20 protein-coding genes and 2 pseudogenes are annotated in these 19,443 nt (G+C 60.1%); 13 read left to right on the forward strand and 9 right to left on the reverse strand.

The window, feature by feature from the left end:
- Positions 1–72: 72 nt before the first annotated feature.
- Positions 73–510, forward strand: a pseudogene (locus IAI51_RS28275) (methyl-accepting chemotaxis protein); the annotation flags it as partial.
- A 187-nt stretch (positions 511–697) separates the two neighbouring features.
- Positions 698–1,228 carry a DUF1003 domain-containing protein gene (locus tag IAI51_RS15790; protein WP_187679308.1) on the forward strand — a complete coding sequence of 177 codons (531 nt, stop codon included), beginning with the start codon at positions 698–700 and terminating at the stop codon, positions 1,226–1,228.
- On the opposite strand, the gene IAI51_RS15795 is transcribed toward IAI51_RS15790, so the two are convergent.
- Complete coding sequence (locus IAI51_RS15795; RefSeq protein WP_187679309.1) at positions 1,229–2,170, reverse strand: LysR family transcriptional regulator; 942 nt, start codon at positions 2,168–2,170, stop codon at positions 1,229–1,231.
- Between the two features lie 15 nt (positions 2,171–2,185).
- Here IAI51_RS15795 and IAI51_RS15800 point away from each other — a divergent pair, with 15 nt between their 5' ends.
- Positions 2,186–2,893: a CTP synthase gene (locus IAI51_RS15800; RefSeq protein ID WP_187679310.1), complete on the forward strand. Its 708-nt coding sequence runs from the start codon at positions 2,186–2,188 to the stop codon at positions 2,891–2,893.
- Positions 2,890–3,198: an antibiotic biosynthesis monooxygenase family protein gene (locus IAI51_RS15805; protein WP_187679311.1), complete on the forward strand. Its 309-nt coding sequence runs from the start codon at positions 2,890–2,892 to the stop codon at positions 3,196–3,198. Before IAI51_RS15800 ends, IAI51_RS15805 begins: the two co-directional genes overlap by 4 nt.
- 125 nt (positions 3,199–3,323) lie before the next feature.
- Here the strand turns inward: IAI51_RS15805 and IAI51_RS15810 are convergent.
- Positions 3,324–3,650 (reverse strand): annotated as a pseudogene (locus IAI51_RS15810) (DUF2025 family protein).
- A 223-nt stretch (positions 3,651–3,873) separates the two neighbouring features.
- Between IAI51_RS15810 and IAI51_RS15815 the strand changes: the two are divergent.
- Both IAI51_RS15815 and IAI51_RS15820 read left to right on the forward strand, forming a co-directional pair.
- The gene (locus IAI51_RS15815) at positions 3,874–5,001 is read left to right on the forward strand and encodes a glycerophosphodiester phosphodiesterase (RefSeq protein WP_187679312.1); all 1,128 of its coding nucleotides are present in this window, start codon (positions 3,874–3,876) and stop codon (positions 4,999–5,001) included.
- Positions 5,002–5,132: 131 nt separating this feature from the next.
- The gene (locus IAI51_RS15820; protein ID WP_187679313.1) at positions 5,133–5,438 is read left to right on the forward strand and encodes a PepSY domain-containing protein; all 306 of its coding nucleotides are present in this window, start codon (positions 5,133–5,135) and stop codon (positions 5,436–5,438) included.
- Positions 5,439–5,645: 207 nt separating this feature from the next.
- Here IAI51_RS15820 and IAI51_RS15825 read toward each other — a convergent pair whose 3' ends face one another.
- Positions 5,646–6,092, reverse strand: a complete 447-nt coding sequence (locus tag IAI51_RS15825) for a hypothetical protein (RefSeq protein ID WP_187679314.1) — start codon at positions 6,090–6,092, stop codon at positions 5,646–5,648.
- Positions 6,093–6,201: 109 nt separating this feature from the next.
- The gene (locus IAI51_RS15830; RefSeq protein ID WP_187679315.1) at positions 6,202–7,824 is read right to left on the reverse strand and encodes a methyl-accepting chemotaxis protein; all 1,623 of its coding nucleotides are present in this window, start codon (positions 7,822–7,824) and stop codon (positions 6,202–6,204) included.
- A gap of 273 nt (positions 7,825–8,097) precedes the next feature.
- On the opposite strand from IAI51_RS15830, the gene IAI51_RS15835 reads away from it, so the two are divergent.
- The 4 genes from IAI51_RS15835 to IAI51_RS15850 all read left to right on the forward strand — a co-directional run bounded on the left by IAI51_RS15835 (position 8,098) and on the right by IAI51_RS15850 (position 12,635).
- Positions 8,098–9,120 carry a transporter gene (locus IAI51_RS15835; protein ID WP_187679316.1) on the forward strand — a complete coding sequence of 341 codons (1,023 nt, stop codon included), beginning with the start codon at positions 8,098–8,100 and terminating at the stop codon, positions 9,118–9,120.
- 148 nt (positions 9,121–9,268) lie between these two features.
- Positions 9,269–10,882 (forward strand): inorganic phosphate transporter, encoded by a 1,614-nt coding sequence (locus tag IAI51_RS15840; protein WP_187679317.1) that lies wholly within the window; start codon positions 9,269–9,271, stop codon positions 10,880–10,882.
- A gap of 167 nt (positions 10,883–11,049) precedes the next feature.
- On the forward strand, positions 11,050–11,916 hold the full coding sequence (locus tag IAI51_RS15845) for a hypothetical protein (protein WP_187679318.1): 867 nt from the start codon (positions 11,050–11,052) through the stop codon (positions 11,914–11,916).
- Positions 11,913–12,635 (forward strand): TylF/MycF/NovP-related O-methyltransferase, encoded by a 723-nt coding sequence (locus tag IAI51_RS15850; RefSeq protein ID WP_187679319.1) that lies wholly within the window; start codon positions 11,913–11,915, stop codon positions 12,633–12,635. The genes IAI51_RS15845 and IAI51_RS15850 overlap by 4 nt, the downstream gene beginning before the upstream one ends.
- Positions 12,636–12,762: 127 nt before the next feature.
- Here IAI51_RS15850 and IAI51_RS15855 read toward each other — a convergent pair whose 3' ends face one another.
- Complete coding sequence (locus tag IAI51_RS15855) at positions 12,763–13,659, reverse strand: LysR family transcriptional regulator (protein ID WP_187679320.1); 897 nt, start codon at positions 13,657–13,659, stop codon at positions 12,763–12,765.
- 121 nt (positions 13,660–13,780) lie between these two features.
- On the opposite strand from IAI51_RS15855, the gene IAI51_RS15860 reads away from it, so the two are divergent.
- On the forward strand, positions 13,781–14,536 hold the full coding sequence (locus tag IAI51_RS15860; protein ID WP_187679321.1) for an SDR family NAD(P)-dependent oxidoreductase: 756 nt from the start codon (positions 13,781–13,783) through the stop codon (positions 14,534–14,536).
- 110 nt (positions 14,537–14,646) lie between these two features.
- Here IAI51_RS15860 and IAI51_RS15865 read toward each other — a convergent pair whose 3' ends face one another.
- Positions 14,647–15,084, reverse strand: a complete 438-nt coding sequence (locus tag IAI51_RS15865; RefSeq protein ID WP_187679322.1) for a multidrug/biocide efflux PACE transporter — start codon at positions 15,082–15,084, stop codon at positions 14,647–14,649.
- Between the two features lie 89 nt (positions 15,085–15,173).
- Between IAI51_RS15865 and IAI51_RS15870 the strand changes: the two genes are divergently transcribed.
- Positions 15,174–16,028, forward strand: a complete 855-nt coding sequence (locus IAI51_RS15870; RefSeq protein WP_187679323.1) for a LysR family transcriptional regulator — start codon at positions 15,174–15,176, stop codon at positions 16,026–16,028.
- Between the two features lie 7 nt (positions 16,029–16,035).
- Here the strand turns inward: IAI51_RS15870 and IAI51_RS15875 are convergent, their stop codons facing one another.
- Positions 16,036–16,872: a LysR family transcriptional regulator gene (locus IAI51_RS15875; RefSeq protein ID WP_187679324.1), complete on the reverse strand. Its 837-nt coding sequence runs from the start codon at positions 16,870–16,872 to the stop codon at positions 16,036–16,038.
- A 111-nt stretch (positions 16,873–16,983) separates the two neighbouring features.
- On the opposite strand from IAI51_RS15875, the gene IAI51_RS15880 reads away from it, so the two are divergent.
- Positions 16,984–17,709 carry an SDR family oxidoreductase gene (locus IAI51_RS15880; protein WP_187679325.1) on the forward strand — a complete coding sequence of 242 codons (726 nt, stop codon included), beginning with the start codon at positions 16,984–16,986 and terminating at the stop codon, positions 17,707–17,709.
- A 149-nt stretch (positions 17,710–17,858) separates the two neighbouring features.
- On the opposite strand, the gene IAI51_RS15885 is transcribed toward IAI51_RS15880, so the two are convergent.
- Together IAI51_RS15885 and IAI51_RS15890 are read right to left on the reverse strand one after the other, a co-directional pair.
- Positions 17,859–19,088, reverse strand: a complete 1,230-nt coding sequence (locus IAI51_RS15885) for an RNA polymerase sigma factor (RefSeq protein WP_187679326.1) — start codon at positions 19,086–19,088, stop codon at positions 17,859–17,861.
- Positions 19,081–19,425, reverse strand: a complete 345-nt coding sequence (locus IAI51_RS15890; RefSeq protein WP_187679327.1) for a YciI family protein — start codon at positions 19,423–19,425, stop codon at positions 19,081–19,083. Before IAI51_RS15890 ends, IAI51_RS15885 begins: the two co-directional genes overlap by 8 nt.
- Positions 19,426–19,443: the final 18 nt, after the last annotated feature.

Genomic DNA, 19,443 nt, shown 5'->3' on the forward strand with positions numbered 1-19,443 from the left:
GCCTATCACATTTCGGTGGAGACCCGGAAAGTCGCCGAACAAGGCACTCAGGTGATTCAGCAAGCGGCCAGCGAGATGCGTGAAATTGCCCAGGACATTGCCGAGTCTTCGACACTGATCGCACAACTGGGTGAGCGCTCAGAGCAGATCACGGCCATCGTCAACACCATCCGTGGGATCGCCGATCAAACCAACTTGCTGGCGCTCAATGCGGCGATCGAAGCCGCCCGCGCCGGTGAACAGGGCCGCGGTTTTGCCGTGGTGGCCGATGAAGTACGGCAGTTGGCGGCACGCACCAGCGGCTCGACAGCGGAGATTTCCAACATGATCGGGTTGATCCAGACCGAAACTCGCCAGGCGATCAAGAGCATGGACGGCACCCGCGATCGCGCGGCGCAGGGCGTGGAACTGGCGGATCAGGCCGGCACGGTAATCCTGCAGATTCGTGATGGCGCCAGTGAGGCCGTGCAGGCGGTGAGTATGTTTGCCAATGAGCGGGCGCCTGGCTGATATCCGTGTATCGCCGGTAGTCCGAGTCGCGGCCATCGCGGGCAAGCCCGCTCCCACAGGTTAAGCGGTCGTACACAAAATGTGTGGTCGACTCAATCCCTGTGGGAGCGGGCTTGCCCGCGAAGAGGCCGGCCGCCACAACGCAGAGCTATAGTGACGACACGTCCCGCGTCCTGCCGAGTGCCCCATGACCAACGAGAAGCCCGAAACACCCTCAGCCCCCGTCGATCACCTGCGCTTCCACCGCCCCCACGCCCACCTGAACACAACCTTCGGCAACGACACCTTCGCCCTGCGCGCCGAAGCCTTTGCGCGGTTCTTCGGCACGCCAACCTTTCTTGGCGCGCAAACCCTGATCGTGGTGTTGTGGGTCAGTCTCAACGCATTTGGCGTGACCACGTTCGACGTTTACCCGTTCATCCTCTTAAACCTGGCGTTCAGCCTGCAATCGGCCTACGCCGCGCCACTGATCCTGCTCGCACAAACCCGCCAGGCCGCGCGCGACAAAGCACAAGCCGACGCCGACGCCCTGCACCGCGAAGCCCTGGCGCAAGCCAACACCGAACGCCAGGCACAGGCAGCGCAGAACACCGCGCAACTGCTGGAGCTGTTGGAACAGAACACGCGCCTCACCGAGATGACCAAAAGCCTGACCGAACGCATCGAAGGCCTGACCAGCGAGTTGCACGCGCACGTGTGCCAGAACCCACAGCGCTGATCACGGCAAACGCAGCGCCCGCCCGAGTTCATCGAACAACGTGACCACCGAACGCAATGCCCGGCAATCCGGCCGGGTCAGCAACCACAGCGCCGTATCGTAACCGTGCAGCGGTTCGCTTAACGCCTGCAAGCCATCGTTGATCAAAAAGTCCGGCAACGCCGCCACGCCGAGGCCGGCGCGCACCAGTTCCGTGACCGAAAGCATGCTGTTGCAGCGATAACCCGGGGTCACACCGGGCAGGTGCTGGCGGCGCCAGGCGATGGTCGGGTGATCGGGCAGGAAATCGTCCGGGGCGATCCAGGTCAGTGCGGCCAGATCCGACGCATCCACGTTCTGCAAGTAGCGCGCACTGGCGCAGACGCGGTAGGAAATCTTCGCCAATTGCCGTCCGACCAAATGCTCCGGCGGTGTGCGTGTCAGGCGCAGGGCAATGTCAGCATCGCGGCGGCTGAGGTTGGCGAAATCGTTGGAAGTGCTTAATTCGATGGTCAGCGCCGGATAGTTGGGCATGAACTGCGCCAGCGCCGGCAGCAGCAAGCCCTGCAACACCGAGTCGGTGCAGGTCAGCCGCACCGTGCCGCTGACGACTTCACCGCCCTGCTCCACGCCGATCCGCGCGGCGTCCAGTGCCTGCTCGGCGCGTTCGGCCTGCTCGGCCAGTGTCTGCGCAAGCGACGTCGGCAAATAACCGGCGCGGCTTTTTTCGAACAGTTGCTGGCCGAGCGCAGCCTCAAGGCGTCGCACGGCACGGAACACCGTCGAGACATCGACCTTCAACAGCTGTGAAGCCCGGGCCAGAGAGCCGCCACGTACCAAAGCGAGAATCAGCGCCAGATCCGGGTAGTCGAGCCGATAGTGCGTCGGTGCATTGATCACTTGGAGAAACGCCAATATTGAGTGCGTGAACGCCAATCTATAGTGAGCTCCATCAATCAACAAGCGCAGGGAACTCCCATGGAAAATAGCGCCATCCGCATCGCCCTGATCGGCGATTACGATCCGCAAGTCACCGCCCACCAAGCCATTCCCATTGCCCTCGGTCGGGTGGCCGGACACCTTGGTCAGGCTGTGCAATTCGATTGGCTGGCCACGGATCAAATCCACGCCGATACACCGCTGCAAAGCTTCGACGGTTTCTGGTGCGTGCCGGCCAGCCCTTACAAAAGTGAAGCCGGCGCATTGCGAGCGATCCGTTTTGCCCGCGAGCAACAGCGCCCCTTCCTCGGCACCTGTGGCGGTTTTCAGCATGCGGTGCTGGAATTTTCCCGCAATGTGTTGGGCTGGGCTGATGCTGAACATGGCGAGACTTCGCCCGAATCCGAAAGAGCCGTGCTCACCCCGCTCACCTGTTCGCTGGTGGAAACCGTGGACAGCATTGATCTGGTGCCAGGTTCGGTGATCGCCAAGGCGTACGAAACGTCTGAAATTCGTGAAGGCTATCGCTGCCGCTACGGTGTGAATCCACAGTTCGAACGGGAGCTTTTCAAACATCGGCTACAGGCTGTGGGTCATGACTCAGCGGGTGACTTGCGGGCGATCGAACTCAAGGATCATCGCTTCTTTGTCGCGACGTTGTTTCAACCGGAACGTGCGGCGCTCAAGGGCCAGATGCCGCCGCTGGTACGTGCGTTAGTCGAAGCCTGCGTGGAGTCACGTCGATGAAGCCAGATTGTTTTGCAGTGATCTTCACCTCGACCCGCACCGAGGGCGACAACGGTTACGCCGAAGCGGCCGAGCGCATGATGGAACTGGTTGCCGAACAACCGGGTTTTCTGGGCATTGACTCGATTCGCGGGGCGGACGGCATCGGCATCACTGTTTCTTATTGGGAAAGTGAGGCGGCGATTCTGGCGTGGCGGGAGCATCCCGAGCACCAGGTGATTCAGCAGCGTGGGCGGTCGATCTGGTATTCGGCGTTTCAAACGCGGGTGTGCAAGGTTGAGCGCGAGTATCGGTTTGGCCAGTGAGTGCGGCGGCGCACTCACTGGCCTCATCGCCAGCAGGCTGGCTCCCACAGGGGATGTGTGAGCGCCAAAGATCCAATGTGGGAGCCAGCCTGCTGGCGATGGCGGCAATAGGGTCACTGCAAATTTCAGCCGCGCACCAGACTGCGCAGCGCCACAATCTCCGGCACTTCGCGCTTGCTCATATATACCCGCAACGGCTCGGTGATGTTGATCCGGTCATCGATGTTCTGATCCAGCAGCAACTGAATCAACTCGCGCTTCAACGTCATGGTCGTGTCTGAAAGCTGCGCCCAGACGAATTCGCTGGTGGGAATGATGCCGTCATCCGCCACGTCCATGCCGAAGGAATCTTCGCTGAAACGCACGATGTACTGACCGGTCTTGCGGTTGAGGCCGACAAAGCCCTTGAGGTCGTCGGCGGCCTAGCAGATGAGTTGGGAGGTGATGCGCATGGTAAACCTCACGAAATGTTGATCGATGGTTTACACGCAGGGCGCAACAGTGGGCGCGTCCTCTGCCGGGACGTCTGCCGTGGGCAAGCGTACTGCAAACAGCGCCACAAAAGTGCAGGAAAAATCGCTTTTAATACGTTTATGTCGGTCTCGCGATAGCACCCGATCGATTCAGTTGTTAAAAGGTACGTCTTTGAAAATGCCCTGCGAAAGGAATTCGAACATGCCCGCCACTTTCACCAAAAGCGCCCTCATGCTGAGCCTGTTGCTCGGTTTCGGTCAGGCGCATGCCGCCAGCCAGACAACGCCCGACGTCGTGGCTGCGACGCATGGCATCCCGCACCCGGCGGTAATCGCCCACCGTGGCGCGTCCTTTGATGCACCGGAATCCACCGCTGCGGCCTACAAACTGGCCCGCGATCTGGGCGCCGATTACCTGGAAATGGACCTGCAACGCAGCAAGGACGGCGTGCTGTTCGCCCTGCACGACAACAACCTGCAACGCACCACCGACGTCGCCACCAAGTTCCCGGAGCGCAAGGACAGCCCGGCCACGGCTTTCACCATGGCCGAACTGAAAACCCTCGACGCCGGCAGTTGGTACAACAAGGCCTACCCGGATCGCGCCCGCCCTTCCTACGCTGGGCTGAAAATTCTGACGCTGGATGAAATCATCGACATCGCCCAGGCCAACCCGCAGCACAAGCCGGGCCTGTACATCGAAACCAAGGAGCCGCAACTGTTTCCGGGGATCGAGAAAGACCTGAAAGACAAACTGCAGGATCGCGGCTGGCTGAGCCCGGCGGGTTCGAAACTGGCGAAGAGTGCGCTGGGCGTCGGTCAGGGAAAAGGCAAGGTGATTTTGCAGACCTTCGAGAAGAACAGCCTCGAACTGCTGCAAAAGGAAATGCCGCAAGTGCCGAAGATTCTGCTGTTGTGGGTCGGCGAAGGCAGCATCGAGCCGAAATCCAAAGTGACGTTTGCCGAGTCGGGCGAGAAGGACAAGAACGCTTTCTACGGCAAGCAGGAGCCGAAGTCCGAAGCTGAGTTCAAACAGTGGGTCGATTACGCCAAGGCTCAAGGTGCAATCGGCACAGGTCCTTCGGCGAAGCTGACCAAGGGTGGCGATCAGAGCTATTCCGATCTGGTGCAGCCGTGGATGAACAAGTACACCCACGACCAAGGCATGCTGGTACACGTCTATACCGTCGATGAGCCGGTGGACTTCGAGAAAGTAATGGCTGCTGGTGTCGATGGCATCTTCACCAACCGCGCCAGCGAACTGTTGAAGTTCTATAAACGCCCTGCGGCGGCCAGTGTTGATCAGGTGTTGAAGAACAACGATCTGTAACCGAAGTGTCCGCATCGCGAGCAGGCTCGCTCCCACAAGAGCATCCTGCGGACGATGCGAGTTTTAAGGGTGAATTAAGTTGCGCTGGTTAACCTGAACTCACTTAAACGACTCACCCAAGGAACGAACCGATGAAAACTTTGACTGCCCTGTTTACCGCCGCTGCCCTGACGCTGACTGCTGGCCTGGCCCAGGCTGATGTCCGCGTCGACCAGATCCCGCAACTGGTGAAGGAAGGCAAGATCAAGCCATTGGAAGAAATGAACCAGGCCGCGTTGAAGCTGCACCCGGGTGCGACCATCACCGACACCGACCTGGATAACCACTTCAACAATTATGAGTATGAGGTTGAGCTGAAAACCGCTGATGGCAAAGAGTTCGACGTGGACTTCGACGCCACCACCGGCAAGGTGCTGAGCAACAAGCAAGACACCTGATACACCGCGTACCCAAAGCCGCGCGATCTAATGATCGCACGGCTTTTTTGTGCGCGACATAACCCCCTGTAGGAGCTGTCGAGTGAAACGAGGCTGCGATCTTTTGATCTTTAAAAACAAAATCAAAAGATCGCAGCGTGCCGCAGCTCCTACAGGATCGGGTGAACGACGCTAAAGCCTGCCCCCACACAGAAAGTGCGCTGATGATCAGGCCGAAGTACTGACCAGTGAGCCGGAGGTGCTGCTGTCGGAATCCTGCAACGCCTGCAACAGCGCCGCCGTGGCGGTTTGCAACGAGGCTGAGGTGCTGGAGATTTGCGACTGTGCCGCCGCAACATCCGCAGCCTTCGCCTCAGCACTTTCCTGCTTCGCCTGCGCCGCTTGCAGCGCCTGTTGCTGTTCCTGCAATTGCTTTTGCAACTCGGCAATCTGCTTGCGCAGCTCTTTCACCGAGTCCGATTCTTCACTGCTGCTGGAACTGCTGTCGCCCGCCGGCGCCGCACCGCCACCCGCAGCGACTTTGCTGGTATCGGCAGCTACACCGCTGCTCGTCGTTGCGCTAGTCGAGGTGTCTTCGCCAACGTCTTTGATCGACGTCTTGCTGGTCGCTGTGGTGAGGGTCTGGTTGATCGAAACAGAGGTGATGCTGACCATGGGAATGCTCCAATGCCGGTTATGGATAACCGGTCATCGACCATGGCCGCATTGAATTGAGATCGACTGTGTACCGACTCGGTATCCGAACCGGTACACAGTCAACGGCTCAGGCGCTCAGGCGCGCGGTGACTTCGTTCAGTTGCCCCGACAGCCCATGCAGATTCTGGCTGGCACTTTCGGTGCGCTGGACGCTTTCGAGGTTGGTGCTGGCGATGGAGGTGATCTCGGTCAGATTGCGTGAGATGTCCTCGGCTACCGACGTCTGCTCCTCGGCGGCGGTGGCGATCTGGCGGTTCATGTCGCGAATCGCTTCCACCGCGTGGGTGATGCGCTCCAGCATCGCGCCGGCCTGGGTGACCTGCTCGACGCTTTCATCGCTGCGGGTCTGGCCGCTATCGATGGCTTGCGCGGCGTCCACCGCGCCGGTCTGCACGCTCTGGATGATCTGGTTGATCTCGATGATCGACTCCGCCGTACGCTGCGCCAGGTTGCGCACTTCGTCGGCGACCACAGCAAAACCACGCCCGGCCTCACCGGCCCGCGCCGCTTCAATGGCGGCGTTCAACGCCAGCAGGTTGGTCTGCTCGGCAATGCCGCGAATCACTTCCAGCACCTTGCCGATACGGCCGCTGTCGGCTTCCAGACGACGGATCACCGTGGCGGTGTTGGCGATTTCGCCGCGCATCTGCGTGATGGTGTGAATAGTGCTTTGCATGACCTTTTCACCCTGCTGGGCGGACTGGTCGGCATCATCGGCAGCGCGCGCCGCATCGGCGGCGTGACGCGCCACTTCCTGGGCGGTGGCAGACATTTCGTTCATTGCCGTGGCCACTTGATCGGTACGGTTGAACTGCTCGTTGGTGCCGCCGGCCATGGTGGTGGCGATGGCGTTCAACTCGCCGCTGGCGCTGTCCAGGTCACTGGCACTGCGCTGCAAACGGGTGAAGGTTTCAGCGAGGAAATCGCGCAGCGTATTGGCGGCGGCGGCGAGGTTGCCCAATTCATCCTGACGGTCGCTGGACACGCGCTCAGCCAATTTGCCTCGGCTCAACTGGGTCACGTAATCAATCAGTTTGCGGATCGGCTCGACCAGATTGCGATTGACCAGCCACAAGCTGAGCAGACCAATCAGCAAACTTGAAGCAAGCATCACCAGGGTGCCTAGCAATACCGTGCGATCAGCCTCGGCACTGATCAGCGCCGACTGCTCGGTGCCCTGTTTGCGCAACTCGGTCACCAGTTCGCTCATCTGCTCGCTGGTCGCGCGGTCGACGCCTTTGACAGCGACGTCGCCCGCCGTTGGATCGCCGCCCGCCGCTACATAGGCGTCGCGACCCTTCTGGTAAGCAACGCCCAACTGACGGTGCTCGTCGCGCAAACGATCGATACGGTTTTTCAGACTTGGCTCGATACCTTTCTGGCTGGCCAGTTCACCGAGAATGTTCTGCACATCGCGCTGACGGTCTTCGAACTGGCCCCAGTACTTGGCCAGGTCTGCCGGTTGCTTGCCGCGCAGCAGGACGTTTTTCCATTCCTGCACCTGCACCTTGAATTGCAGGTTGGCTTCGTCGATCAGTTGCGAAGTGTGCAAGGGGCCTGCGATCAACTGGCTGTAGCTTTGCACGCCGTTGGACAGGAAATGGAAACAGGCCAGCGCGATCAACAGCATCGCCAACAGGCTGCCACTCAGCAGGGCGAGAATTTGCGCTCTCAGGGATTTTTGCAGCATCGCAGGTACTCAAGACAGGGATGAGGCACGCCCGAAACGAGCGTGAAATAGTGCCGGACTTCCCTAGCGAACCTTGGCCCGTGGCCAATGGCGCGCAACCTAATGCACCTGTGATCGGCGTTCCAGAGCGCTTCTTGAGAAAAATCCGACCGCCGGTAAGTTGCTGATTTGACGTCATTTTGCCGTCACACAAACGTCATGTGACATTGCGATGATGCGGTTCAGGTGAATCTGTGAATTCCCTGTCTCACGCCAACCTCGCAGCGAGCCTTCATGAACCACAGCCTCGATATCAGTCATCGCGATCCTGACCTGTTTGGCTTGCTCTACGGCTTTCGTTTTCTGCCCGGTGAGCCTGGCCGCGAGGTCGATTCGGCGACGGCACTGCGCTGCCTGCAGGACGACAGCGACAGCGGCGAATTCCTCTGGCTGCACCTGAACCTGGCGCACGCGGCGTGCGAGCGCTGGATGAAAAGCCATCTGCAATTGCCCGACGAGTTTTTTGAGGCGCTGCACGAAGGCTCGCGTTCGACGCGCATCGAGCACGTCGACTCGGCGTTACTGGCGGTGGTCAACGACGTGGTGTTCAACCTCAGCAGCATGGTCTCTTCTGATGTGTCGACGCTGTGGGTGTGCGTGCGCAGCAAACTGATCGTCAGTGCGCGCCTGCAACCGCTGCATTCGGTGGATAAATTGCGTTCGTCGGTGAAGGCCGGTGAGCGCTTTCGCTCGCCTTCGGAATTGCTCGTGCACCTGCTGCGCGATCAAGGCGAAGTGCTGACGCAGATCGTGCGCAAGACCAGCCTCAGCGTCGATCAGGTCGAGGACGAATTGCTCTCATCGCGGCTGTCGACCAACCGTGCCGAACTCGGCGCCCACCGGCGGGTGCTGGTGCGTTTGCAGCGGCTGTTGGCGCTGGAGCCGGGTTCGTTACTGCGCCTGCTCAATCGCCCGCCGCCGTGGTTGCAGAAGGAGGACGTCAAGGAGTTGCGCAAATCCACCGAGGAATTTGCGCTGATCATCAACGACCTCACCGCCCTCGGCGAGCGGATCAAACTGCTTCAGGAAGAAATCGCCGCCAACCTCAACGAACAGAGCAACCGCACACTGTTCACCCTGACCGTGGTGACGGTGCTGGCGCTGCCGATCAACATCATTGCCGGTTTCTTCGGGATGAATGTGGGGGGCGTGCCGTTGTCGCAGGACCCGGAGGGGTTCTGGATATTGGTCGCGCTGGTGGCGACGTTTACGGTGATTGCCGGGCGCTGGGCGTTTCGTAAACGCGGGGATTATTGAGTTTTTTGGCCACCGCTCGTTCCCTCGCTCTGCGTGGGGACGAGCAATCAATCGCTAATCATCCAAACACTGATCTACCGCAGCCTCTCTGTAACATTCTGCAACGATCATGGGCGACACTCCTTCCCTCGCTCAGGATTGTCCGCTCATGGCTACTCCCTCCCTGACCGCCCGCCAAACGTCTGCCCCCAGCGGCAGGCCCGCCCTCGACAAGAAAACCGGCCCGTTCACCTACGTGATCTTTTTCGCAGTGCTGGCCATGGGGATGCTGTTCACGGCCTATAGCCTGATGCACGACATGCACGAACTCGGCACCGTGGTCACCACGTGGACGCCGTTCCTGCTGCTCGGCGTGGCACTGCTGATTGCGCTCGGTTTTGAGTTCGTCAACGGTTTCCACGACACCGCCAACGCCGTGGCCACAGTGATCTACACCCACTCGCTGCCGCCGAATGTGGCGGTGGTCTGGTCGGGGTTCTTCAATTTCCTCGGTGTGCTGCTGTCCAGTGGCGCGGTGGCGTTCGGCATCATCGCGTTGCTGCCGGTGGAGCTGATCCTGCAGGTCGGCTCGTCTGCCGGGTTCGCGATGATCTTCGCCCTGCTGATTGCGGCGATCCTGTGGAACCTCGGCACCTGGTGGCTGGGCTTGCCGGCCTCGTCGTCGCATACGTTGATCGGCTCGATCATCGGCGTCGGCGTGGCCAATGCGTTGATGCACGGGCGCGATGGCACCTCTGGCGTGGACTGGGCGCAGGCAACGAAGATCGGTTACGCATTGCTGCTGTCGCCGCTGGTGGGTTTCGGTTTTGCGGCATTGTTGCTGCTGGCGCTGCGCGCGTTCGTGAAGAACCGTTCGCTGTACAAGGCGCCTGAAGGCAACACCCCGCCACCGTGGTGGATTCGCGGCTTGCTGATCCTGACCTGCACCGGCGTATCGTTCGCCCACGGCTCCAACGACGGGCAGAAAGGCATGGGCCTGATCATGCTGATTCTGGTCGGCACCTTGCCGATGGCCTACGCCTTGAATCGCACCATGCCGGAAGAACAATCACTGCAGTTCGCAGCCGTGGCGCAAGTCACCCAGCAAGCGCTGGTCAAAAGTTCACCGCTGCCGGCGCCGGCCGATCCGCGCCCGATCCTCTCGGATTACATGCGCAGCAAGGAAGCCTCGCCGCAATTGGTCCCCGCCCTCGCCGCCCTCACCGGGCACATCGGTGAAGAAGTCAAAGGCTACGGCTCGCTGGCGAAAGTCCCGGCCGAAGCCATGGGCAACGTGCGTAACGACATGTACCTGGCCAGCGAAACCATTCGCCTGATGGACAAGAACAAGGTCGGCAACTTCGATGCCGACACCAGCGGCAAACTGCAACTGTTCAAGCAGCAGATCGACAACGCGACGCGATTTATTCCGCTGTGGGTGAAGATCGCCGTGGCCATCGCGCTCGGACTGGGCACCATGGTTGGCTGGAAGCGGATTGTGGTGACGGTCGGCGAGAAAATCGGCAAGACCCACCTGACTTACGCACAAGGCGCGTCGGCGGAAACCGTGGCGATGCTGACCATTGGCGCAGCCGACATGTTCGGTTTGCCGGTGTCGACGACGCATGTGTTGTCTTCGGGCGTGGCCGGGACCATGGTTGCCAATGGCGGCGGATTACAGATGAAGACCATCCGCAATTTGTTGATGGCGTGGGTGCTGACGTTGCCGGCGGCGATTTTGTTGTCGGGCAGCCTGTACTGGTTGTTCACCCAATTGTTCTAAGCTCACATTCGCTCGAAAGATCCCGGCTGGCCCCTCGCACACCGGGATTTTTTTTGTCGGTTTGAAACTTGCCAGCCTCGCCGCAAAGCGCCAGTGGTCAAAAAACGCTTCAGTTTGTCGGTCGGGTGCCGACTATTAAGTCACTCGACGTCTCCAGGAGGGCAACAGTGAATTTGTATATCAATCAGCTTCAACAACGAGCTGACTTCAAGGAAGCCATCTACGCCGGCGATATCTTTCTGAACACGCAACTGCGCGCTGCCCACCAACTGTGTGCCTTTGCTCAAGAGAGCATCACGGCTGCATTCAACGGTGAAACCCAGCACCAGGCGCTGCACATGCTGATGCCGGTGGAAGAGTTCGTCGTGCTGGTGACTCGCCTCAAGGGCCAGTTCACCAACAGCCTGCGCGTCAAAGAACTGATTTTGAGTTTTATCGAAGAGATCGGCGCCGATCCGCGTGAATACATCTTCGACGTGCCGCGCATCCGCGTCGTACCCAATTACGACTACCTGCACGCCGGGGTCAGCTACGCCTACAAGCCGCATCGCGACACCTGGTATGGCAGCGTCGATTGCCAGATCAACACCTGGATGCCGGTGCACACCATTTCCCCGGATCAAACGATGATGATCAACACCGGCTACTTCGATGTACCGGTGAAAAACACCTCCAGTCAGTGGAGCCTGTCGGACTGGATCAGCAACCAGCGGCACAAGGCCAAGGACAACCTCAAGGACGAAGTCCGCGTGCATCCGGTGCCACTGGAAGAGATCAATACCGCGTCCGAACTGCGTATCGCCGGCAATACCGGCGAAATGCTGATTTTCTCCGGCTCACACCTGCACGGCACCGTGGCCAATCACACTCAGCAAACCCGCTTCAGCGTGGATTTCCGCCTGATGCACCTGCATGACCTCAAACATCAGCGCGGCGCGATCAATGTCGACAGCGCCTGTCCGGATGTCGGTGCCGGTTTCAAAGACTATTTCCACGCCCACGATTTTTCGAATTTCCAAGGAATCCAGCAATGACCAAGCGTCGCATCACCCCCGCCGAGGCTCAGTACAACGAAACCCGCGCCAATGTCCTCAAGCGCGTGGATGCCGAGTACGTGGCGGACGCACCGTTTGTATTCGCCAACCGCATCGGTGTGACCGCTGCCCTGTCGCGCATGGAGCTGTTCAAGAAAGTCGCAGAGATTCCGGGCGCGATCATCGAGTGCGGCGTGTACAAGGGCAACTCGCTGATGCTCTACATGCACCTGTCGATGATTCTGGAGCCCTACGCGATCAACCGTTCGATCGTGGGTTTCGATACCTTCGAAGGCTTCCAGAGCATCAGCAAGACCGACGATCCGGCCGACGTCAACGAAACCATGTTCGCCGATACCGACCAGTCGCTGATCCAGGACATGATCGACGCCAATGACTTGCTGCGTCCGGTCAACCGTATTCCGCGTTGCGAACTGGTCAAGGGCGACATCGTCAAGACCGTGCCGGAGTGGGTCAAGACGCGTCCGGACCTGGTCGTGGCCATGTTGATTCTCGACACTGACCTGTACGAGTCGACCAAGGTCGCGCTGGAAACTTTCCTGCCCTACATGCCTAAAGGCGCGATCGTGGTACTGGACGAAGTGGCTTATCGCAACTTCCCGGGTGAAACCAAAGCGCTGCGTGAAGTGCTGGACCTGAACAAAATCGAACTCAAGCGCCTGCCGTTTGATTCGTGCGTGGGTTACTTCCACGTTTGATCATGCCGTGAGCAAACGTGTGGGAGCGAGCCTGCTTGCGATGAAGCAGCGTCAGTCGGTGCAGATCTAGACTGATGAACCGCTATCGCGAGCAGGCTCACTCCTGCATTTTGATTGGTGTAGTGGGCTAGAGAGTGGAACGGATCACCTCCCCCAACCAATCCATAAACGCCCGCACCCGCAACGGCAAATGTCGCTGCCGCGCGTACAACAGCGAAACGCCCATTGCCGGCGCGTTGTATTGCGGCAGCACCGCCACCAGTTCGCCGGTTTGCAGATGCGAGCGCAGGCCGGTATTGGGCACCTGCACAATCCCGAAGCCGCCCAGACACGCCGACTCGTAAGCATCGGTGCTGTTGACCGTGACACTGCCGGCCATTGGCACGCGCCGTATCTGCCCCTCCTCCTCATACACAAACCCTTCCGAACGCGAACCAAGCACGCCGACGTAATGCACCAGTCGATGCTGTGCCAGATCTTCCAGGGTCTGTGGCACGCCATAGCGTTCAAGGTAAGCAGGGCTGGCGCAATTGATCATGCTGACGTCGCACAGGTGCCGCGCCACCACCGACTGATCCGGTTGTGCGCCGACCCGCAGCACGCAATCAAAACCTTCGCTGAGCAGATCGACTCGGCGGTCAGTGCTGCTGATTTCCAGTTCCAGGTTCGGGTGACGATCCATGAACTGCGGGAGCCTTGGCATCACCACACGTCGCGCGAGAATGTTCGGCATGTCGACGCGAATCCGCCCGGTCAGCGACGCTTCGTCCTGACGGAACAAGCCTTCGATCTCGTCCATGTGCGAGAGCAGATCCTTGCTGCGCTCATACAAAACCAGGCCGTCCTGCGTCGCTTGCACCTTGCGTGTGGTGCGTTGCAACAGACGCGTACCGAGCAGGGCTTCCAGCGCTTGCACATGTTCGGACACCATTGAACGTGGCAGGCCGAGGTTTTCTCCGGCGAGGGTGAAACTTGATAACTCGCTGACCCGGACGAAGGTGCGCAGCAGTTCCAGTTTGTTCATGGGGCCACTCTCTGATTGTTCGAATCATCCGAACAGTGATTCCGGTTTCAGTCTGTTTATCACCTGGCGGCGGATAAATAAACTTTGATCCATCACCACTCACCGCAACCGAGGAAGTCCCATGAACCGCAAAATCGCATTGATCACCGGCGCCAGTCGTGGCCTTGGCAAAAACGCCGCCCTGCACCTCGCAGCCCTCGGCATCGACATCATCGGCACCTACAACAGCCGCGCCGATGAAGCTCAGGCGCTGGTAAGCGAAATCAAAGCACTCGGCGCGAAAGCCGTGATGCTGCAACTGGATGTCGGCCGCAGCGAAGGCTTTGCCGACTTCGCCGCGCGGGTCGAGCAGGCGTTGCAGCACTTTGATCGGCCGCGATTTGATTTCCTGATCAACAATGCCGGGGTCGGTTTGCATGTCAGTTTCGCCGAAACGACCGTGGAGCAATTCGACCTGCTGATGAACGTGCATTTCAAAGGGCCGTTCTTCCTGACTCAGCAACTCCTGCCACTGATTAACGATGGCGGGCGGATCATCAACGTCTCCAGCGGGCTTGCTCGCTTCACCATCCCGGGCGCCAGTGCTTATGCGGCGATGAAAGGCGCGATTGAAGTAATGACCCGCTATCAGGCCAAGGAACTGGGCTCACGGCAGATCACCGTAAATACGCTGGCGCCGGGTGCGATTGAAACCGACTTTGGCGGCGGCACTGTGCGCGACAACCCGGCGGTGAATGCGATGGTTGCCAGCAATACGGCGCTGGGTCGTGCGGGGCAGCCGGATGATATTGGCGGAGCGCTGGCACTGCTGCTGTCGCCGGGTGCGCAGTGGATCAATGGGCAGCGGGTTGAGGCGTCGGGCGGGATGTTTCTCTGACAGGTAACACGTCCCTCTGTAGGAGCTGCCGCAGGCTGCGATCTTTTGATCTTATAAACAGCAAAATCAAAAGATCGCAGCCTTCGGCAGCTCCTACAGGGGAATGGGGGTCAACCCTGACAAGCGCTGCGGGTCAGGAAGCGCTCGCGCATTACGTCATAGCCCCAGTGATACACGTAGGTGTACGGCAGAAAGAACAGCAACACGCCGATGTCGAGCAACAACGCTTGCCACAGACTGACCGACAACCACCAGGCAATCAGCGGCACACCCATCACGATCAAGCCACCTTCGAACAGCAACGCATGCACCACACGCACCCAGGCGTTGTGCGCGACGTTCATGCGCGCCAGCATGCGGTCGAAGAAACGGTTGAACACCACGTTCCAGCCCAGCGCCAGCATCGCGATCAGTACCGTCACCGCGCCCATGTCGAGCAGCGGTTTTTGCATGATCCACGCCAGCAATGGTGTGCAAATCAGGATCGCCAGCAGTTCGAAACCGATGGCCTGGAAAATACGTTCAGTGATGGATTTAGGGGCAGTCATGGCCTGACTCCTTGAGTGAAGATGGTTGCCATGATCCACCCCCGCACCGATACTTCATAACCAATAACCATCGATCAAGGCGATAGTTCATGGCTTCGCAAGAAGTGCTGTTGGCGTTTGTCCAGGCGGCAACCCAGGGTTCGTTTTCGGCGGCGGCGCGCAAACTCGGGCGCAGTCAGTCGACCATCAGCGCGGCGGTGGCGAGTCTGGAGATTGATCTGGATCTGATCCTGTTTGATCGCAGCAGCCGCAAACCGACCCTCACCCCCGCTGGCCACGTGATGCTGCAACGGGCCGAGGCGATTCTGGCAGCCAACAGCCGTCTGGAAATGACCGCACGACAATTGTCCCAAGGTGTCGAACCAAAGCTGACCGTGGCGATTTCCGACACCTACCAATCGGCGCGTTTCGAAGCGGCGTTGATGGGCTTCGAGCAGCGTTATCCGGATCTGGAGCTGGAATGCCTGATCGCCGAATGCGATGACTTGATCGAACTGGTGCAACGCGGTCGAGCGCATCTGGCCTTTGCCGAGATGCAGGACACGTATCCGCCGGATCTGGTGACCTCGACCGTCGCCGAGCGCACGGATATCGCCTTGTTCGTCAGCCGCGAACATCCGCTGGCGACGCTGAAAAATGTCGATCAAGCCATCCTCGAACAGCATCGCGAACTGCGCCTGGCAACGATCATCAATCCCTACGAGAGTCGCGCCAAGGGCCGCGTGTGGTCGGCACCGAGTTATCTGATGTTGATGGAAATGGCCGAAATGGGCTTCGGCTGGGCGCCACTGCCGCGCTGGCTAGTGGGACGTTTCGGCAATGGCACGCTAGTGGAATTGAACGTGCGCGGCTGGCCGAAACCGGTGTTTGTCGATGCCCTGTGGTCACGGCTCTATCCGCCGGGGCCGGCGGGGAGTTGGCTGCTGAGCAAGATGCTGGAATAGCGGCCGATCAGGCGGCAGCAATATCCGCCGGCCGATTCACCTGAAAATACTCATGCAACCCACGCATCGCCGGCAACTCCAGCGCCTGCGCCGCATAACACAACCCCACCCGCCGCGTCGGCGCCGGCAGGTGCAGCGCGCGCACCACCACCTGCCCATGTCCGTTCACCAGTGACTGCGGCAACATCGCCACGCCGACACCCGCCGCGACCATATGCAACGCCTGCTGCAACGAGCCGGCATGCCCCGCCACCGCGTCTGGCGAGCGCCCGTACAGCGCCATCAAACGCTGATGCGACGGATGCTGCGGGCAAGTGATCCAGTCTTCAATCGGCGCCCAACCGGCCTGTGCGGCCGCCATCGGATGATCCAGCGGTAGCGCCATCACATACGGTTCTTCCCACAGTGGCAGGAACAACTCGTCTTCGCAGCACATCTCCTCGACCGCCAAACGACCCTCACCGCTGCAACCTTCCTCCAGCGTCAGCAACAGATTCGGCAATGCCAGATGGGCCATGCGCACGAACGCTTCGATATGGCTGGCGGCAATATCGCCCTCGATACCCAGGGTCAACGGCAGGCGGTTTTCGCCACCGCGAAACATCCGGCTCAAGGCCTCGGCTTCCGCCACCATGCGCCGCGCTTGCGGGTACAACAACCGCGCCTCATCGCTGACCTCGACCCCGCGTGGCTGGCGCACAAACAGCGGTGCGCCGAGTTCTTCTTCAAGCTGCTTGATGGTCACCGACAGCGTCGGCTGACTAATGAACAGTCGCTGCGCGGCTGCAGTGATGTTGCGTTCCTCAAACACCGCGAGGAAGGCTTTGAGATGGCGGATATCCATAGGAAATTCCGATGACAAACAGAGGAATAAGGCATTTTTCAGCCTCGGCAGGGCAAAATATACTGCGCCCATTCTTTAGTCATTTGAAATTCTTATTTCAGGAGCGCATCCATGAGCAAGCCATTGATCATCATTACCGGGGCCAGTTCGGGCATCGGCGAAGCCACCGCCCGCCGCTTGAGTGCTGCCGGCCATCCGCTGCTGTTGCTGGCGCGGCGGGTTGAGCGTCTTGAAGCGCTGGAGCTGCCGAACACCCTCAGCCGTAAAGTCGACATCACCGATCGCGCCGCTTTGCTCGCAGCGGTGGCAGAAGCCGAGGCCCAATTCGGGCCGGCCGATGCGCTGATCAACAACGCCGGGGTGATGCTGCTGGGCGTGATGACAGAGCAGGACCCGGCGCAGTGGGACCAGATGCTCGACGTCAATGTGAAGGGTTTGCTCAACGGTGTGCACGCGGTGGTGGCCGGGATGGTCGAGCGTAAACACGGGACGATCATCAACGTCAGCTCGGTGGCCGGGCGCAAGACCTTCCCGAATCACGTGGCGTATGTCGGCACCAAGTTTGCCGTGCATGGCCTGTCGGAAAACCTGCGTGAAGAGTTGGCGCCGCATAACGTGCGCGTGACTACGATTGCGCCGGGGGCGGTGGAGACCGAGTTGTTGAGCCACACCACGGATGAGGCGATCAAGACCGGGTATCAGGCCTGGAAGCAGGAAATGGGCGGGACGGTGTTGAGTGCCGAGGATGTGGCGACGGCGATTGCTTATGCGTATGAGCAGCCGCAGAACGTTTGCATCCGCGAAATCGTTATGGCTGCGACCCGCCAGCAGGCCTGACAAAACGCCGAAGGTCCTTCGGACCTCAATCGCTAGCAGGCTAGCTCCCACAGTGATTGATGTCGATCACAAATGCAGTGTTCAACCCCGAACCCTGTGGGAGCTAGCCTGCTAGCGATGAGGCCGGCGCTGCCATTGAAGATTTCAGATCAATCGAGTTCGCTCAACCGCCCCTCGATAAACCGCCGCTCCGGCTCCTGCCGCGTCAACTCCAGCGCCCGCAAATAAGCCGCCCGCGCCTCCTCAACCCGGCCCAACTGCCGACAAAATTCCGCCCGCGCCGAATGTGCCAAGTGGTAATCCTGCAACTCCCCTCGCGCCAATATCCCCTCGATCAACGTCAGCCCGGCCAACGCCCCGTCACGCTTGGCCACCGCCACCGCCCGGTTCAACTCGATCACCGGCGACGGCACCGCCCGCGACAGCACGTCATACAGCCCAACGATTTGCTCCCAATCGGTGTCCTGGGCGGTTGGCGCTTCGGCATGCACCGCCGCAATCGCCGCTTGCAGGCAATACGGCCCGAACCGCCGCGTGGTCAGCGCCCTTTCCACCAGCGCACAACCTTCAGCAATCAAACCGGCATCCCACTGCGAGCGATCCTGATCATCCAGCAGCACCAATCCCCCTGTCGGCGAGGTGCGCGCCGGCCGTCGCGACTCGTGCAGCAGCATCAGCGCCAACAGCCCCATCACCTCCGGTTCCGGCAGCAACTCCATCAACAACCGCCCTAGCCGGATTGCTTCACGGGTCAGATCTTCCCGTGTTAACTCAGTGCCCATCGACGCCGAATAGCCCTCGTTGAACACCAGATAAATCACCCGCAACACACTGTCCAGGCGTTCGGGCAGTTCGCTCAGGGTCGGCACTTGGTATGGGATTTTCGCGTCACGGATCTTGGCTTTCGCCCGCACGATGCGCTGGGCAATCGCCGCCGGCGCCGAGAGAAAGGCACGGGCGATTTCCTCGGTGGTCAGGTCGCAGACTTCACGCAAGGTCAGCGGCACTTGTGCATCTGCCGCCAGCGCCGGGTGACAGCAGGTGAAGATCAGCCGCAGGCGATCGTCTTCCACGTCTTCGTCACTCCAGTCGGCCTGCTCCAGCTCTTCCAGCTGCGCCAACAACAACGGCTGCGAGGCCTTGAACCGTGCACGACGACGCAACACATCAATGGCCTTGAAACGCCCGGTGGACACCAGCCAGGTGCGCGGATTGTCCGGCACGCCGTCGCGCTGCCAGCGTTCGACCGCGACGAAAAATGCCTCGTGCAAGGCTTCTTCGGCGAGATCGAAATCACCGAGCAGGCGAATCAGCGTCGCCAGAATCCGCCGCGAGTCTTCGCGATAGACCTGCTCGACCCGCGCCCGGACTTCAGACATTCAACTGGCGCACGGGGCGCACTTCAACGCTGCCAACCCGGGCCGCCGGGATGTTGCCGGCGACCTGGATCGCCTCGTTGAGATCCTTGGCATCGATCAGGTAGAAGCCGGCCAGTTGCTCCTTGGTTTCAGCGAACGGGCCATCGGTGATCGACAGTTTGCCGTGGCGCATCCGCACCGTGGTCGCGGTCTGCACCGACTCCAGCGCTTCGGCCGCGACCATCCGTCCGCTGCCCTCGATCGACTCGGCGTAGGCCCAGCATTCAGCGTCTTCGGGGCTATCGGGCGACGAATGCAGCAAGCGCTCATCGCTGTAGACCAGACAAAGATATTTCATGGCGTTCTCCTGAAACGA

This window comes from Pseudomonas sp. N40(2020), from assembly GCF_014472415.1.
Taxonomy (GTDB): domain Bacteria; phylum Pseudomonadota; class Gammaproteobacteria; order Pseudomonadales; family Pseudomonadaceae; genus Aquipseudomonas.

Bases quoted from the DNA above. Each gene is read 5' to 3' on its own strand.
- IAI51_RS15830 (WP_187679315.1), bottom strand. From the start codon at position 7,824: ATGCTGCAAAAATCCCTGAGAGCGCAAATTCTCGCCCTGCTGAGTGGC.
- IAI51_RS15860 (WP_187679321.1), top strand. From the start codon at position 13,781: ATGAACCGCAAAATCGCATTGATCACCGGCGCCAGTCGTGGCCTTGGC.
- IAI51_RS15815 (WP_187679312.1), top strand. From the start codon at position 3,874: ATGCCCGCCACTTTCACCAAAAGCGCCCTCATGCTGAGCCTGTTGCTC.
- IAI51_RS15875 (WP_187679324.1), bottom strand. From the start codon at position 16,872: ATGGATATCCGCCATCTCAAAGCCTTCCTCGCGGTGTTTGAGGAACGC.
- IAI51_RS15880 (WP_187679325.1), top strand. From the start codon at position 16,984: ATGAGCAAGCCATTGATCATCATTACCGGGGCCAGTTCGGGCATCGGC.
- IAI51_RS15850 (WP_187679319.1), top strand. From the start codon at position 11,913: ATGACCAAGCGTCGCATCACCCCCGCCGAGGCTCAGTACAACGAAACC.
- IAI51_RS15805 (WP_187679311.1), top strand. From the start codon at position 2,890: ATGAAGCCAGATTGTTTTGCAGTGATCTTCACCTCGACCCGCACCGAG.
- IAI51_RS15800 (WP_187679310.1), top strand. From the start codon at position 2,186: ATGGAAAATAGCGCCATCCGCATCGCCCTGATCGGCGATTACGATCCG.
- IAI51_RS15835 (WP_187679316.1), top strand. From the start codon at position 8,098: ATGAACCACAGCCTCGATATCAGTCATCGCGATCCTGACCTGTTTGGC.
- IAI51_RS15840 (WP_187679317.1), top strand. From the start codon at position 9,269: ATGGCTACTCCCTCCCTGACCGCCCGCCAAACGTCTGCCCCCAGCGGC.
- IAI51_RS15825 (WP_187679314.1), bottom strand. From the start codon at position 6,092: ATGGTCAGCATCACCTCTGTTTCGATCAACCAGACCCTCACCACAGCG.
- IAI51_RS15820 (WP_187679313.1), top strand. From the start codon at position 5,133: ATGAAAACTTTGACTGCCCTGTTTACCGCCGCTGCCCTGACGCTGACT.
- IAI51_RS15870 (WP_187679323.1), top strand. From the start codon at position 15,174: ATGGCTTCGCAAGAAGTGCTGTTGGCGTTTGTCCAGGCGGCAACCCAG.
- IAI51_RS15890 (WP_187679327.1), bottom strand. From the start codon at position 19,425: ATGAAATATCTTTGTCTGGTCTACAGCGATGAGCGCTTGCTGCATTCG.
- IAI51_RS15790 (WP_187679308.1), top strand. From the start codon at position 698: ATGACCAACGAGAAGCCCGAAACACCCTCAGCCCCCGTCGATCACCTG.
- IAI51_RS15865 (WP_187679322.1), bottom strand. From the start codon at position 15,084: ATGACTGCCCCTAAATCCATCACTGAACGTATTTTCCAGGCCATCGGT.
- IAI51_RS15885 (WP_187679326.1), bottom strand. From the start codon at position 19,088: ATGTCTGAAGTCCGGGCGCGGGTCGAGCAGGTCTATCGCGAAGACTCG.
- IAI51_RS15855 (WP_187679320.1), bottom strand. From the start codon at position 13,659: ATGAACAAACTGGAACTGCTGCGCACCTTCGTCCGGGTCAGCGAGTTA.